Annotated in this window: 12 protein-coding genes; 6 read left to right on the forward strand and 6 right to left on the reverse strand. The window is 45.8% G+C overall.

All coding sequences use genetic code 11. From position 1 onward, the window contains the following. Positions 1 to 140 precede the first annotated feature (140 nt). The 5 genes from HMPREF9446_RS11050 to mdh form a co-directional block, all read right to left on the reverse strand. Entirely contained in the window at positions 141 to 626 is a 486-nt protein-coding gene (locus tag HMPREF9446_RS11050; protein WP_009125739.1) for a UpxZ family transcription anti-terminator antagonist, read from the reverse strand. A gap of 28 nt (positions 627 to 654) precedes the next feature. Further along, entirely contained in the window at positions 655 to 1,200 is a 546-nt protein-coding gene (locus HMPREF9446_RS11055) for a UpxY family transcription antiterminator (RefSeq protein ID WP_039969180.1), read from the reverse strand. A 413-nt stretch (positions 1,201 to 1,613) separates the two neighbouring features. After that, positions 1,614 to 2,645 carry a tyrosine-type recombinase/integrase gene (locus HMPREF9446_RS11060; RefSeq protein ID WP_009125741.1) on the reverse strand — a complete coding sequence of 344 codons (1,032 nt, stop codon included), beginning with the start codon at positions 2,643 to 2,645 and terminating at the stop codon, positions 1,614 to 1,616. Positions 2,646 to 2,655: 10 nt separating this feature from the next. After that, positions 2,656 to 5,925 (reverse strand): S41 family peptidase, encoded by a 3,270-nt coding sequence (locus tag HMPREF9446_RS11065; protein WP_009125742.1) that lies wholly within the window; start codon positions 5,923 to 5,925, stop codon positions 2,656 to 2,658. Positions 5,926 to 6,050: 125 nt separating this feature from the next. Next, positions 6,051 to 6,992, reverse strand: coding sequence for a malate dehydrogenase (gene mdh / locus HMPREF9446_RS11070; RefSeq protein WP_009125743.1), 942 nt, complete (start codon positions 6,990 to 6,992; stop codon positions 6,051 to 6,053). Positions 6,993 to 7,266: 274 nt separating this feature from the next. Between mdh and HMPREF9446_RS11075 the strand changes: the two genes are divergently transcribed. The 6 genes from HMPREF9446_RS11075 (at position 7,267) to HMPREF9446_RS18980 (ending at position 14,858) form a co-directional block, all read left to right on the forward strand. Continuing rightward, positions 7,267 to 8,145: a hypothetical protein gene (locus tag HMPREF9446_RS11075; RefSeq protein ID WP_009125744.1), complete on the forward strand. Its 879-nt coding sequence runs from the start codon at positions 7,267 to 7,269 to the stop codon at positions 8,143 to 8,145. Between the two features lie 226 nt (positions 8,146 to 8,371). Then, on the forward strand, positions 8,372 to 9,856 hold the full coding sequence (locus HMPREF9446_RS11080; RefSeq protein ID WP_039969133.1) for a TolC family protein: 1,485 nt from the start codon (positions 8,372 to 8,374) through the stop codon (positions 9,854 to 9,856). A gap of 55 nt (positions 9,857 to 9,911) precedes the next feature. Then, positions 9,912 to 10,895: an HlyD family secretion protein gene (locus tag HMPREF9446_RS11085; protein ID WP_009125746.1), complete on the forward strand. Its 984-nt coding sequence runs from the start codon at positions 9,912 to 9,914 to the stop codon at positions 10,893 to 10,895. Between the two features lie 9 nt (positions 10,896 to 10,904). Further along, complete coding sequence (locus HMPREF9446_RS11090; RefSeq protein ID WP_039969134.1) at positions 10,905 to 12,077, forward strand: ABC transporter permease; 1,173 nt, start codon at positions 10,905 to 10,907, stop codon at positions 12,075 to 12,077. Further along, positions 12,077 to 13,318 (forward strand): ABC transporter permease, encoded by a 1,242-nt coding sequence (locus tag HMPREF9446_RS11095; protein WP_009125748.1) that lies wholly within the window; start codon positions 12,077 to 12,079, stop codon positions 13,316 to 13,318. The genes HMPREF9446_RS11090 and HMPREF9446_RS11095 overlap by 1 nt, the downstream gene beginning before the upstream one ends. A 697-nt stretch (positions 13,319 to 14,015) precedes the next feature. Further along, entirely contained in the window at positions 14,016 to 14,858 is an 843-nt protein-coding gene (locus HMPREF9446_RS18980) for a hypothetical protein (RefSeq protein ID WP_009125749.1), read from the forward strand. Positions 14,859 to 15,259: 401 nt separating this feature from the next. Here HMPREF9446_RS18980 and HMPREF9446_RS11110 read toward each other — a convergent pair whose 3' ends face one another. Beyond that, positions 15,260 to 16,807 carry a Gfo/Idh/MocA family protein gene (locus tag HMPREF9446_RS11110; RefSeq protein WP_009125751.1) on the reverse strand — a complete coding sequence of 516 codons (1,548 nt, stop codon included), beginning with the start codon at positions 16,805 to 16,807 and terminating at the stop codon, positions 15,260 to 15,262. Positions 16,808 to 16,829: the final 22 nt, after the last annotated feature.

The following is a 16,829-nucleotide window of genomic DNA, read 5'->3' on the forward strand; positions in this document are numbered from 1 at the left end:
TTTTATTTTTTTCAACCCTTCCGCAAGTCCTCTCCCAAGCCGGACGTGCCAATACTTTCTCCATATCTATATTTCAGCCGGTTTACTACAACCGGCAGTAATCTGAAAGGGTGGATTCCACGAATCCCGATAAAATTTATTCAATCAATATATTCCCATGGATAAGGATTGTCTTCTATATTCTGAAGTTCTTCAATAATTTCTTTCTGATCAGAAGTTAACTGATCCGCATTCCAGGTGGCAATGATCGCATGGGCTTGGTCAGCAAGTTCTTCTTCATAGCATTCGCTATAACAATAGGTCAGCAAACGCACTTTCAATAACGGATCACTCATATGAGGCAGTACTTTCCAGCTATGTTCCAATACCTGCTGGATGCGTTGTTGCTTGTCACCATGATCGCAAAGGGTGGCATTGTACCCTAAAAGAAGAGCAAGACATAATGATGCTTCTTCCTCCGGACTGGCGCCATGAAGTCCCCCATCATACAGTTCATTACACAATCGAAAGGTTTCCCCACTCATACGCGCCAGTTCATCACTATAAATAGGACTTCCATCCATCCCTAAATAGAGAAGGTTATGAGAAAGACGCAGTAAAGCGTCAATTTGTTCAGAAAAATGCATGTCGTTATTTTTAAGATTCGAAGATATATTACAGTTTACTATCTATGACTTTACAGTACCAACGTGAAATGCGAATCATTACACCGACACCCGCCAGTGTCTTAATGAAAAAATAATTGTTATTGACGCGGTGAAGTTTACCCGTCATTCCCGCGAATTGTCCGTGAACGATACGAACTTCCTTTCCCGGTTTGGCATCGGCCTCATCATGAGTAATGAATTGTTTGTCTTCAAAATCAGGATCGCATAAAGCACGAAATTCAACCATTTGACTATCCGGTATCTCATAACAATCGCCACTGCCCTCCTTACGGAGCACGCTTATGGGAGTCATGCACTCGCCAAGAATACTGAGTATTTCTTTTTGAGATTTATCCTTACGCAGAAAGATTAGATTGTGGACTACAGGAACAAGAACTCTCTTCACTTTTCCCTCCCGATTCTTTCTTTCAACATAGGTCATCGGAATGAAATGCACCATCTGCCTATCCGTCAAGAAATCACTAATTTTTATCTCTTGACAGTTATAAGTACGCAGAGCATACCAAGTTACAAATTTGCTTTGTTTGTCCAAAAGTTTAAATGTAATAAATAAAAGGTGGATGTGGTTGGCATATATACCCTTAAAGCAAAATCTCCCCATCCCTGATATTGCGAATAAATATCGGAGAGAATAAAAATGTAATAAGGATATAGCCTTTTATACCACCTCTGTACAAGAGGAAAGATTATTCTACTACATAAGATGCTGAATGAGAGTTCAATGTTGAATAGAAAAAAAATATCCTGTAAAAAAGGATATTAACAGAAGGAAAAAAAGAGAGCCCATGTGTAATGAGAAATGAAAAAATGCTGTAACTTGCATGCAATCAGAAAAGTTATCATTTACAGCCGATAGCTTGTGACGCATTGTAGAAAAATAATATTTTTTCTCTTGGTTGTTTAAATGGTTTTCAATACCTTTGCCTCCGTTATAGTACTCTATTCCTATTTCCGTGAGTTCAAGCTCTTGTACAGAGGTAGAATTCCAGCAATTCCATTCAGCAGTTCTTTATTTACAGTATCTTGCTTATTACTACCAATATCTTTCACATAAATCCGAGTAGTCTTTGTATCGGTATGCCCAAGTGCCTGTGATATGACCAAAAGGTCAGCAGCAGAGCGAAAGGCTAAAGTAGCCCAAGTATGGCGGGGAACATAAGAAGAAAGGCTCCTGCAAATACCCACCTTCTTGCCAAGTATTTTCAGTGTCCTATTGTAATAGGACATTTTTTGTTGATATTCTTTATAGGCAATATCTTCATCTGAAGAAGAAAGAAAAGGAAATACGTATTCACGATCATTGGATATGTAACGGTTTATAATTTCCTGCATGCAAGGTTCCAATTTGATTCTAACCGGTTGGTCGGTCTTGTGGCGATTATAAGTCATAAATCCACCTTCCAATTGTGACTTTTTCAGAAAAGCGACATCAATAAACGGCATGCCGCAAGCATAAAAACAAAACAGAAAGACGTCACGTACCAGACGCATAAAAGAACCGGGAGGAAGAACCGCTTGCTGCAATTTGCGAATATCTTCTTTTTCAATCGCTCTCTTACGAGTGCGGGAGATTCCCGTAAAGACATTACTGAAGGGATTGCATTGCTGTACATACCCTTTTTTCACCGCTTTATTATAAAGTGCACGCAAAGAACGCATATAACAGGAAAGGGTGTCTTTGGAAACATTATTTTGCAGAAGCCATTCACCATAAGAGTCCATCAACGTTGAATTTATATCAACAAGGGGGATATCCTCCCCCTTGTTAAACTTTATAAATGAACGGACTGCTGTCCTATAATTACTCGCTGTGCTATGCTGATGTCGCTTACGAGTTTGCTCTATCTCTTCATGAGCGTAATCAGAAAAACTAAGTGATGATACATTCATCGGTTTAGCAGACTTCTCGCCATGATCCATCACGGTATTGTCCCGATGGATAGATATATGTATAGAAAAACAGACTTTTAGCTTCATGTAAATTCATTCATTTCTTTGCCGGCAACTGTTTCAGCAAACAATCTACCGCTGCTTTCAATTGTGCGTCATCACCTTTCAAAGTAGCTTCCGGCTCGTTATAAATCAATATATCCGGTTGCAATGTATGATTCTCAAGATAATTTCCCTGCATATCCATACATCCTACCTGAGGAATACCGAACACAATGCTCGGGTCAATCTGACGTTCCCACCATACGGCAGTCATCGTTCCGGCGACCGGTGTACCTACCAGCTTGCCGATGCCCAAAGTCTTATAGACAAACGGAGTACCGTGGGCATTACTGTAGTTGTCTTCACATACCAGCATGCAAGACGGCTTCAGCCATTTGTTGAACGGGTCACTGCCGATGTATTGTCCGCGCGGCACAAAACGCTCATACTCCTTTCCGCTCAGCAATGTCACGACATCGTCGTGCAACCATCCGCCTCCATTATGACGGACATCCACTACCACTGCCTCCTTCTTACGGTTACGGTCACTCAGCAAGTCAGAATACATTTTACGGAAACTCTGACTGTCCATACCTTTAATATGGACATAAGCAAGGCGTCCTCCGGAATATTCATCCACTTTCTTACGGCAATTTTCCACCCAACGCTTGTAAAGCAGCTCATTCTGCGCGCCGTATGTTATCGGTTTCACAGTCTCTTCAAAACGCTTTCCTGTAGACGGATCATAGACTGCAAGAACCACCTTACGCCCGGCCTTGCCCTCAAACAACGGGAAATAATCGGCACCCGCCCGGATGGCAATGCCATCCACCTTTTCAATGATACAGCCCGGCTTTACATCCGTTTTCTTCTTGGTCAGAGGACTTTGGGCTATGATCTCCTTTATCTTCAATCCGTCGCCGGCATAAGTATCATCATAGAATACGCCTAAAGCGGCGGTAGGCAAGGCAGCGCCGGAACCTCCATAACGCGCGCCTGTATGAGAGCCGTTCAGTTCGCCCAACAGCTCGCTCAGCATTTCCGCGAAATCATAATTGTTGTTGATGTGAGGCAAGAAACGTCTATACGTTTCCCTGTATCCGGTCCAATCAGTCCCCTGCAAGTCGGCCACATAGAATTTATCGTCCACCTGCTGCCAGACATGGTCAAAAATATATTCACGCTCCCCATAAGGACGGTAATCAAAGAAGGCCTCAAACTCTACCGGAGTCACCTTGCTTCCCTCGATTTCTATTTTCTTCATTCCGTTTCCGGTACAAAGGAATATATTCTTGCCCTCCTTATCGGGCTGCAAAGCACCCGCTCCTACCTTCTTCAACAGAATCTTGGTGGAATTCTCCTTCAGATTATGTTCCCAAAGGTCATAGCCCCCTTCGAAAGTAGAAAGATAATACAGCTTGTCTCCCTTTGAAGTAAGCATGGCATCGGCCATGTGCGATGAATTCACGGTGAGACGTACAATCCGGTCAAAACGGTTCTCGAGGTCAAACTTCAGCGGTTCCGCCTTTTTCTCTTTTTCCCCGTCTTCCGCATCCTCCGCCTTCTTGGCTTTCTTGCCGTCTTTCTTCTTGGCAGCCTTTTCTTTTTCCTCTTTGGCGGCCTTCTCAGCCTCTTCCACCAATGCAATTTCTTCCTTGCTCATCAGAAAACGGTCGTATGCTTCGGCATCAAAGAACATGATATAGGTATCATCCTCCGATCCCCAGCTGCCGTGACTGCGGTATCCGGCACGGTCACTTGTCCAGATCATGGCTTTTCCGCCCAACACCCACTTGGCATTGCCGTCGGAATACCCGCTCTCGGTGAGGTTCACCATTTCACCCTTGCCGTCGGCATTCAGCAACACAACATCCTTGTTGTTCCAACCGCCGGTACCGATAAAATCAGAAAGAATCCACCGGCTGTCCGGACTCCATTGGAACCATTGGTCACCATCGGCATAGGAATACTGATATTTGGCGTCCATCACTGTACGCACCGCTTTCGTTTTCAAGTTTATCACCCGAATGGCCGCACGGTTTTCAAGGAAAGCGACTTCCTTTCCGTCGGGGCTGTACTGCGGCTGGAAAGAGGCGACATCCGAATGTGTCAACCTTTCTTCCTTCAACTCCGTAGCATAAGTGAACAACTTCTCGTCTTTGCGTACAATGGAGGATGTATAAAGTTGCCAAAGTCCGCCGCGTTCGGAGGCATACACCAAAGAGCGCCCGTCGGGAGCAAAGTTTATGTCACGTTCCTGGTAAGGGGTATTCGTTATCTGTTTCGTAGTCTTGTACTCAACAGAAGTCACGTAAACATCGCCGCGCAGGACAAAAGCCACTTCCTTGCCTCCGGGAGACACAGCCATCTCAGTAGCTCCACTGTTCCTGATGCTGCGGACCAGGTCCTTATCATTCTTATCGGAAACGATGCTGACGGCTACCTTGGCCGGTTGCCCGCCGGGGACCAGCGTATACAGTTCACCGTCAAAGCTATAACAAAGCTTGCCGTCCGCAGCCACGCTCAAGAAACGTACCGGATGCTTGGTATGATGCGTAATCTGCGTAGCCGAAGCTGCACCGGGAGTGCGCCGATATACATTGAAAGTACCATTCTCCTCACTCAGATAATAGAAAGACGTTCCGTCCGGTGCCCATACCGGTTCACGGTCTTCGCCTCCGAAAGTTGTCTGCCGCTGATAGGCAGGCTCCTTGCCCGGTGTGTACATCCATACATCGCGGGCAATGGGCGAAACCTGGTGTTTCCGCCAGTAATCCTCATACCCTTTCTTATCCTGGTACAGCATCACTCCCTCCTTATTGACCGATATACATTCCATCGGCATGGAAGAGAACATGACCGGACGGCCCCCTTCTACAGGTACCTGATAGACTTGGCGGAACTGCCCGTTGGAGGGAAAGGTCACAGCCTCTGCGGAAGGCATGATGTCTGCCGAGAACAGAATATGCCCCGCATCACTGAAGGCAACGGGTGTCTCGCTTCCCGAATGTGTAGTCAGACGGCGCGGCTCGCCCCCTTCCTTAGCAACCAGATAAACATCCATGCTTCCCAGGCGGTCTGATGCAAAAGCTATCTGTTTGCCATCGGGGCTCCATACAGGAGCCGTATCGTACGCCGGATTCGTAGTAACCTGTGTAGCACGTCCTCCGGCAACCGGTACCGTATAAATATCTCCCTTATAAGTAAAAGCAATTGCAGTACCGTCCGGAGAAATGGCACTGTGGCGCAACCAGAGCGGCGCGTCTTGCGCGGACGCAATGCCGGACACACATAGCACGGCAATAGCGGATAGTAGTTTTTTCATAATAAATCTGTTATTTAAAATTTAAGGATTATACCTAATAGCCAGGGCCTTCATAAAGAAAAACCTCACGGCCTTCTCCTGTGAGGACCGTGAGGTTTACTTATTCTTAATTAAGCCACCCTCAATCAGAGAGCACCTACTTCCTTCAAAGCAGCGTTAGTCTTGTGCACAGCAGCAGCGCTGGCGGCGAACTTAGCCTTTTCGTCTTCAGTCAGCTCCAGTTCAACGATTTTCTCGATACCGTTCTTGCCAAGGATTACGGGAACGCCGATGCAGATATCTGATTCACCGTATTCTCCTTCCAGATATACCGAGCAAGGAATCATCTTCTTCTGGTTGTGGATGATGGACTCAACCACGTAGGCGCCTGCCGCACCCGGAGCATACCATGCGGAAGTGCCCAGCAACTTAGTCAGTGTAGCACCGCCTACCATAGTGGAAGCCACCACTTCATTCAGTTTTTCTTCGCTCAGCAATGTGCTTACCGGCTGTCCTTTGTAAGTAGCCAGACGAGCCAAAGGAATCATGGTAGTATCACCGTGACCGCCGATAACCATGCCTTCCACTTCATTGGCGTTGCAACCCAAAGCCTGAGACAGGAAATATTTGAAACGAGAGCTGTCCAGAGCGCCGCCCATACCGATGATACGGTTCTTCGGCAAGCCCAAAGACTTCAATGACAGATAAGTCATGGTATCCATCGGGTTGGAGATAACCACAAGGATGGCATTCGGAGAGTATTTCAAGATGTTCTGTGCAACCGACTTGACGATACCTGCATTTACACCGATCAACTCTTCACGAGTCATACCCGGCTTACGGGGAATACCGGAAGTGATAACCACAACGTCGGAGTTTGCAGTCTTTTCATAATCGTTAGTACAACCAACAACAGTGGTGTCGAAGCCCAGCAACTGAGCAGTCTGCATCATATCCATTGCCTTACCTTCTGAAACGCCTTCTTTCACGTCCAGCATTACCACTTCGTCAGCCACCTCATTAAAGGCCAACACATTAGCGCATGTAGCACCTACGTTACCTGCACCTACTACGGTTACTTTTGACATAATTCTTAAAGTTTTTTGTTTATAAGTGTTCTTTAAAGATGATGCAAAAGTACAGCGAACTTCGTTATTAAAGAAATATTTCCATAATAATTTTAGTTAAATAAGAGAACAACTCAATATTGCAAAAGACGCAACTCCGCACTTAATTACAAAAATTAATGTAAACGAAGAGGTCCAATTAACGATTAATGCTTATTTTTGCGGCAGAATAGACTTAATGAATTGACTGTCGGCATTTAATCTTTCAAAAATCATAATTCTAAAAATCAAAAAGATGGCAACTAAAAAAAATACACTTCTCATTGCAGCAGGCACCCTGCTGATTTTATTGTTGATAGGGGTCACCGTCCTGCTGATTTCAGAGAAGAGGACAAACAATGAGCTTGTCCAGGAATTCCAGCTGGAAAAGGAGGACCTTGAAAACCAGTACACCGATTTCGCAAAACAATATGACGAATTGAAGCTGACCGTTTCCAATGATTCCCTGTCCGTATTGCTGGAACAGGAACAGTTGAAGACTCAGCGCCTGCTGGAAGAGTTGCGTACCGTAAAATCCAGCAATGCTACCGAGATACGCCGTTTGAAGAAGGAACTGGCATCGCTGCGTAAAGTCATGATAGGCTACATCAACCAGATTGATTCCCTGAACCGCCTTACCGCTTACCAGAAAGAGGTTATTGCCGACGTAACCCAAAAATACAATGCCGCTTCCCGGCAAATCAGCAACCTCGCCGAGGAGAAGAAAAACCTGACCAAGACCGTAACGCTCGCCGCACAACTGGACGCTACCAACATCTCCATACAGCCTGCCAACAAACGTGGTAAAGTTGCCAAGAAGGTGAAGGACGTAGTGAAATTCAAGATCAATTTCACCATCGTCAAGAACATCACGGCCGAAACCGGTGAACGTACCCTTTACGTCCGCATCACCAAACCGGACAACGACGTCCTGACCAAGAGTCCTTCCAATACCTTCTCATACGAAAACCGTGACCTGGCATATTCCATCAAGAAATATATAGAATATAACGGAGAAGAACAGGCCGTTACCGTGTATTGGGATGTAGAAGAGTATCTCTATGCAGGCACTTACCGTGTAGATATCTTCGCAGACGGCACACTGATCGGGTCGCAGTCATTCACGCTGAACTAAATCGCCGGAAAGATTCCCGCCCCGACACATTCCAACCTCATAACCAAACGCTATACCGGACCCGCTTGTCAAGTACCGGTATAGCGTTTGGCATTTATTATATTCAAAAAACAGGTTAAATTATTTTGCGGTATCGTGGAAAGCCAATACATTTGCATCGTTGTTTATGCAATTATTGTTGTTCTATAAACAAGTGATATGTTACTATAATTAATGTATATACCCAATGAGAAAGTTCTTCTGTTTCATCTGGTTGTCTTGTCTGGCCCTCCCTATGGCCGCACAGGAAGCATTGAGTTTGGATAGTTGCCGTACATTAGCTATTTCCAACAACAAAGAACTGCTGATTAGCCAGGAAAAAATCAACGCTGCCCGCTATCAGAAAAAAGCGGCGTTCACGAGTTATCTTCCCAATATTTCGGCAAACGGCGGCTATATGCGCAGCCAAAAGGAATTGTCCATATTGAGCGACGCACAGAAAGGAGCCTTGTCCGGTCTTGGCACCAGTCTCAGCGCACCGTTGCAACAAGCCGCCCAAGTTATAGCCCAGCTGCATCCCGAGATAGCAGGACAACTCCCGGCCTTGGGACAGAGTCTGGTAGGAGCGCTCAACGGAGCAGGACAGTCATTGGCCGATGCTTTCCGCACAGATACCCGCAACATGTATGCAGGAGCCCTTACATTGACACAGCCCCTCTATATGGGCGGCAAGATACGTGCCTACAATAAAATCACCGGATACGCCGAAGAGCTGGCACGCCAGCAACATAAGAGCGGCATGCAGGAAGTTATCTTGAGTACAGACCAGGCGTATTGGCAAGTAGTGTCCCTTGCCAACAAAAAGAAATTAGCGGAAGGCTATCTGGAACTTCTGCAAAAGTTGGACAGTGACATCGGCAAGATGATCGCCGAAGGAGTCGCCACAAAGGCAGACGGGCTATCCATCAAAGTAAAAGTAAACGAGGCGGAAATGACCTTGACCAAAGTGAACGACGGTTTGAGCCTTGCCAAAATGCTGTTATGCCAACTATGCGGGCTGGAACTCAGTTCCCCTATCACTTTAAAGGACGAACAGGAAAAAGACCTGTCCCCCGGCATAGTTCCTGCGGAGAATATCGACATCGATGCCGTATATGCCACCCGTCCGGAAGTACGCAGTCTGGAACTTGCCGCACAAATCTACAAACAGAAAGTAAATGTAGTCCGTGCGGAATATCTTCCGTCCGTAGCCTTGATGGGCAGTTACATGGCGACCAACCCTTCGGTATTCAATAGTTTTGAGAAGAAATTCAAAGGCATGTGGAATGTCGGCGTAATGGTATCTGTTCCCATCTGGCATTGGGGCGAGGGTATCTACAAAGTAAAGGCCGCCAAGTCCGAGGCCCGCATTGCCCGATACCAACTGGATGACGCCAAGGAAAAGATAGAATTACAGGTCAGCCAGTCTGCATTCAAAGTAAATGAAGCTGCCAAGAAATTGATTATGGCGGAAAAGAACCTGGAAAAGGCGGACGAAAATCTCAGATATGCCACTCTCGGCTTTGAAGAAGGCGTGATTCCCGCAAGCAACGTACTCGAAGCACATACGGCCTGGCTATCTGCCCAATCGGAAAAGATAGATGCTCAGATTGATGTGAAACTGACGGAAATCTACCTGAAGAAAGCAACCGGGAATTTACGGTTGGAGGATGAAGAGAATCTTCAACCGTAAAAAGAGCAGTCAAACCCCAAATTGTAAATCGTCTAATCGTAAATAAAAAGGTAAAATGGCAAAATCACAGAACAGTAACATGCTGCTGGCATTCCTCACACTGACAGGGGTCATTGCCGTAGTGGCCCTTGTCGGTTTCTTCCTGTTGCGTAAAGGTCCGGAAATTGTGCAAGGACAGGCAGAAGTAACGGAATATCGCGTATCCAGCAAAGTGCCGGGACGAATCCTGGAATTTCGTGTAAAAGAAGGGCAAAGCGTACAGGCAGGAGACACACTGGCCATCCTGGAGGCACCGGATGTACAGGCCAAGCTGGATCAGGCGCGCGCCGCCGAGGCCGCCGCCCAGGCGCAAAACGAGAAAGCACTGAAAGGCGCCCGCCAAGAACAGATACAAGCCGCCTACGAAATGTGGCAGAAAGCCCGGGCAGGTCTTGAGATTACGGAAAAGTCCTACAAACGCATCAGGAACCTGCACGACCAGGGTGTCATGTCCGCGCAGAAACTGGATGAGATAACCGCTCAACGGGATGCGGCCAAAGCCACAGAAAAAGCAGCCAAGGCTCAGTATGACATGGCAAAGAACGGTGCGGAACGGGAAGACAAAGCCGCGGCCGCAGCATTGGTGGAACGCGCCAAAGGTGCTGTCGCCGAAGTTGAATCATATATCAAGGAGACCTGCCTGATAGCCCAGGCTCCCGGTGAGGTATCCGAAATTTTCCCGAAAGTGGGAGAGTTGGTAGGAACAGGTGCCCCCATCATGAACATTGCCATCCTGGAGGACATGTGGGTTACATTCAATGTGCGTGAAGATCTGCTGCAGGGATTGGGTATGAATACAGAATTCGAGGCTTTTATTCCGGCACTCGACAAAAATATCCGCCTCAAAGTATATTACATGAAAGATCTCGGAACTTACGCCGCATGGAAAGCTACCAAAACGACCGGCCAGTTCGACTTAAAGACCTTCGAAGTAAAGGCTTCTCCCCTGGAAAAGGCAGAGGGACTAAGACCGGGAATGAGCGTCATATTGAAGAAATAGCGGCAAGACATGAAATCCAAATATCGCCTACTGCTTGATGTGATGAGACGTGAATTCCGCCGTCTCGTCTCCCGTCCGCTCTATCTGTTCTGCATGGTGGTGGCACCGTTGTTCTGCTACCTGTTTTTCACCACGCTAATGGATTCCGGGCTGCCTACCGACATGCCCGTAGGTGTAGTAGATCAAGACATGAGCGCCACCTCCCGGCAACTGGCCCGCAACTTGGATGCTTTTGAACAGACTGCCGTCATCGCCCGCTATCCTACCATCAGCGAAGCACGGACTGCCATGCAGAGGGGAGAAATTTACGGTTTCTACTACATCCCCCAAGGCACTTCCGCCAAGGTCCAGGCCGGACGGCAGCCCAAGCTGTCTTTCTATACCAACAATACCCTGCTAATCGCCGGTTCCTTATTATTCAAGGACATGAAGATGATGAGCGAACTTGCTTCCGGAGCCGCCGCACGTACTTCCCTGTATGCCAAAGGTGCTACCGAAGACCAGGCTATGGCATTCCTCCAGCCGATTGTCATCGACACCCATCCGCTCAACAATCCCTGGCTGAACTATTCCGTGTATCTGTGCAACACTTTTGCGCCCGGTGTACTGATGCTGCTTATCTTCATGGTCACCGTTTATTCCATCGGTGTGGAGATCAAGGACCGGACCGCCCGCGAATGGCTGCGCACGGGAAACAATTCCATCTGGATATCACTTGGCGGCAAACTGCTGCCCCACACCGCCGTCTTCTTTCTGATGGGAATCCTCTATAACGTATATTTGTACGGTTATCTGCATTTTCCCTGCAACAGCGGCATTCTGCCTATGTTGCTTGCTACCCTTTGCCTGGTACTGGCCTCTCAAGGCATGGGCGTATTGATGATAGGCACCCTGCCTACTCTGCGCCTGGGATTGAGTTTTGCATCATTATGGGGCGTACTTTCGTTCTCCATGTGCGGATTGTCATTTCCCGCCATGGGCATGCATCCCGTATTGCAGGCATTGGCCAATTTATTTCCGCTGCGCCACTATTTCCTGATTTACGTAGATCAGGCCCTCAACGGATATCCCATGATTTATTCCTGGGTCAACTACGTGGCGTTGCTTATATTCATGATGCTTCCGTTCCTCATAGCCCGCAGGTTGAAAGAAGCGTTGGTTTACTATAAATACATACCGTGATGAAAAGCTTGACGTTCAAACAGAAAGTCGTACAAGGTATATATGACTTGTTCTATATCTGGAAACGGGAGTTCCGCACAACCTTCCGTGACCAGGGTGTACTCATATTCTTCGTACTGGTCCCGCTGGTCTATCCGCTGATATATGCCTTTATCTACACCAACGAAACAATACACGAGGTGCCTACCGTAGTTGTAGATAATTCCCGTTCCTCACTGAGCCGTGAATATCTCCGGAAAGTAGATGCCGGTCCGGAAGTAAGTATCATAGCCCATTGCGCCGACATGGAAGAAGCCAAACTGATGCTGAAAGACCGGAAAGCATACGGAATCATTTATGTTCCCGCCCATTTCAGCGATGACATAGCCCGTGGCAAGCAGACACAAGTCAGTCTTTTCTGCGACATGAGCGGCCTGCTTTACTACAAGGCCTTGCTGACTGCCAATACCAATGTTTCATTGGAAATGAACGCGGAAATCAAGATGGCACGTGCCGGCAACACCACCAACCGCCAGGATGAGATTACCGCATACCCTATAGAATATGAGGACGTCGCCCTCTTCAATCCTACCAACGGATTTGCCGCATTCCTGATACCCGCCGTACTGATGCTGATCATCCAGCAGACCTTGTTGTTAGGGATCGGACTGTCTGTCGGTACCGCCCGCGAGCAAAACCGTTTCAAGGATTTAGTACCCATCAACCGCCATTACAACGGTACATTACGTATTGTCATGGGAAAGGGGCTGAGTTACTTTATGGTGTATTCCCTGGTGGCCGTCTACATCCTATGCGTAGTTCCATATCTATTCAGCCTCAACCGGATAGCTATCCCCGGAGTATTGACATTGTTCACCCTGCCCTATCTGGCCGCCTGCATTTTCTTTGCCATGACAGCTTCCATCGCCATCCGCAACCGTGAGACCTGCATGCTGCTGTTTGTGTTCACCTCTGTCCCCTTGCTGTTCCTTTCCGGAATTTCCTGGCCGGGCTCAGCCATGCCGGCATTCTGGAGATATTTCTCTTACATTTTTCCCTCTACATTCGGCATCAACGGATACGTCCGTATCAACAGCATGGGTGCCACCCTCAATGAAGTATCTTTTGAATACCGGGCTTTATGGATACAGACAGGGGTTTATTTCATCACTACCTGTCTGGTATATCGGTGGCAGATACTGAAAAGCAGGCAACATGTGATCGAGGAATATAGAAAGCGGAAAAAAAGTTTGGCAATATAACTGTACCCTCATTCCTCCGCCACCAACATCACTCCCACTCCCCTAACGGTCTTAACGACGATTTGGGGATCGTCTTGCAGATACTTGCGCAATTTCACTGTATTTGTTTCATTATTTAATCACACCAACGAACCTTAAATACCGTAACTTTAACATAGAACTAACATAGCTCTAACATTAACCCTCAAACGAAGTTCTTAATTTTGCACCCACAAACAAAAAAAAGACTATGAGAAGCAGCAAGACATTGTACAAACCAAAGTATCCACAGAAACCACTTAGATTTCTGCCCCTACTCTGTTAAAGAAGAAAGCGAGACATCAAAGCGTAAGTTTAACGTAACACAAACAGAACTCTAACAGAACAAAGACAAATTGCAAATTTGACATAAGACTAACATTAGGATAACGTAATCTACAAAAATTCTTGTCTATATTTGCGATATCAAATATCACTTTTGAAAGAAATAAGAGTGGCAAGTCTGAAGATTATATTTCTTTATACAGAGAACACAGCAACCTGTTAATAACAATATTTCTTGCGTTAAGCATTGATAGAATCGGAACATGATTTGATGCCTCAAAGGCAACTTTCGAAACTTGAATTATCAAACAATCAACGATGGTTAAGTAAATGAAAGTTCATGAATACCAACTATTATTATTTTTGATAAATACACATTTAAAACATAGTCATTATGAAAAAGTTTAGTTTATTTTTGTCCCTGCTGACAATGACATTTTCTTTGATAATATCATCATGTTCTTCCGATGAAGAGAATAATAGGATAGAAGAGAATACAGCTTTCCCGTCCTACAAAATTATAGGTATATACCATAATGAGAATCTTGATTATATCTATGATGCTATAAAAGAGCAATCTGAAAAGCTTAAAACCCGGAGCAAAACCGACTTGAGAAGTATTATCACAGAAGATTTCCTGGCCCGTTCCATTTCCGAGTTTGCAAATATAACTGAGACAATGAATTTCAAGCAATATTCTAAAGAAATAAACCAAGTGAGTTTTCCTATAATATCGTCTTACTATCAATGTCATAACCCTTCAACAAGAATAAATACACAAGAGCTTTTTGAAGAAAAATTAAGCCAATATAATGATACACAAAAGAAGTATATAAATATGATATTAAGTGCTCCTGAAATTGACGTATGTGGATTTCAAAGTAATATTGAAAAAATTATTTTGAAAATGGAAAAGGATGAAAACTTGGACTACAACGAAAGGCAAATTATATACATTGCCAGCGCTGTGGCATACGGTTCATACGAATATTGGACTGAGAATCTTTCCAAGTGGGAAGAACTATCAGGTTCCGACCACATTCAAACAAGAGTATTTTCTTGGAGCAATATGTGGCAAAGCGATGTTGAAGGAACTATTTCTGGTGGAATTGGAGGGGCTATTGCCGGAGGGAGCGTTTCCATGGGTACACTTACAGTTCCTGGATGGGCGGCAGGAGCCGTTGGAGGTGGAGTTGGAGGTTCTGCGGCAAATGCCGTTGGACAAATCTTTTTCTAATATCAATCAAACTTAAAAATTATGAGTATTAAAAAGAATATTTTTGTCGAAGTTGTTATTTTCTTTGTAACATTTCTTTGTTTCAAACTCTTCTCTGAAGGATTAAGCATTGCCACTATTGCAACAACCTTTATAGCGTCTATCATTTTTCTGATTATATTATACGCTATAAAGTTGATATCAAAGAAGCAAAAATTTCATTAGCCACCTATTTGTCAGAAATAAAGTAACATTGAATAACACACTAGTTATTGTTGCAATAGGTATTTCATTTTGTGCTCTCTATAGTGATGTTTATAAAACAAGACAAAAAGAGGCACGGGTTACGCGGAATTTACGGAGAACAAAATTCATCCGTAACCCTCACGTGACCCGTGCCCTAAAAATAAATCTGCCTGTTATTATTTCTTTTCAGCAGCCCATTCCTTAGCTCCCTGCTCTTTCAGCTTAGCTGTAAATTCAGCAGCCTTCTTGGCAGTGGCAGCTTCCTCTTCAGGAGCAGCATAAGCATGCTTATAGCCCTTTACCACATTCCATTCGCCACGGGTAAAGTCGGGGAATTCAACGGCAGCGCAACCGTTATCCATAGAAAGTTCACCCAACTCTGCCAGACAGCACCATTCGGCAAGGTCATAAACATCCATATCCAAAGGAAGACCGTTCTGCAAGCAATATACCAGACGGCTGTCCATGATAAAGTCCATACCACCATGGCCACCGACTTCCTTAGCCATCTCACCATATTTCTTCAAGATAGGATGCTGGTATTTCTCTACAAGAGCTTTCATTTCGGCATCAGGAAGGAAACCGTGTGAGCTCAAGTCGTCAACCTTAGGCTGCACGCCCGAAGCACTGAGCTGCTTGGCATCCAATGCATAGCCTTCCACAGGATACTTGTTGGCAAAACCTTTGGTACCGGTAAGCTGGTACAGACGGTTGTAAGGTTGCGGAGTCATTACATTATGCTGGATTTCGATCACCTTACCGTTGGCTGTACGCAATAAAGTGGTAGTGTGGTCACCGTTACGGAAGTTGTTGCAGGTTGAATCCGTACGGTCTTCTACCAATGCCTTACCTACTACGGACTTCGTATCCATGGCAACCAGTGTGGTCACGCGGTCACCACGGTGGATATCAAGAGCCTGTGCCACAGGGCCAAGGCCGTGGGTAGCATACACATCACCACGATGCTTCATGTTGTAATCCAGACGCCAGCCCAGTTTGTCGCCCTCACCGTTCTTCCAATAATAATCCCAGAAAGGCTCCAAGTTGTGGATGTAGGCACCCTGTGCACGGATAACCTCACCGAAAACTCCCTGCTGAGCCATATTCAAGGTATTCATCTCAAACCAGTCATAGCAGCAATTTTCAAGAATCATACAGTGCTTGCGGTTTGCCTCACTCAAGTTGATCAGATCCCAGCACTCCTGCAGGTTCATGGCAGAAGGTACCTCAATAGCCACGTGCTTGCCATTCTCCAAAGCGCATTTGGCTACGGGGAAATGATGAAGCCAATCGGCGGCAATATAAACCAAGTCGATATCATCACGTTTGCAGAGCTCTTCATACCCCGTAGCACCGGAATAAACGGCAGCCTTAGGCAGAGAAGCCTTCTCAAGATACTTCTGGCATCTTTCGGCACGTTCCTGCTCATAATCGCAGAGGGCTACAATCTGTGTCCCGGGGATATAAGTAAAGCGGGCTACCGCACCCGGTCCGCGCATACCCAAGCCGACGAATCCTACACGTACGACCTCCATCTTAGGAACAGTCAGCCCCAATACACTTTTTTGTCCGGCAGGACGTTCCGGAGTCTGCACGACAATTGTTCCATTTTTCCATTCCCACTGTGTGCCTTTTTCTGTTGTCTGCACAGTAGTGGCAGTCTGTGTTGAACATGCGCCAAAAGCGAAACATAAACTCAACACCAAGAGTCCAATTTTTTTCATGGTTTTGTTAATTTAAAATTAA

Source organism: Bacteroides fluxus YIT 12057 (assembly GCF_000195635.1).
GTDB lineage: Bacteria > Bacteroidota > Bacteroidia > Bacteroidales > Bacteroidaceae > Bacteroides > Bacteroides fluxus.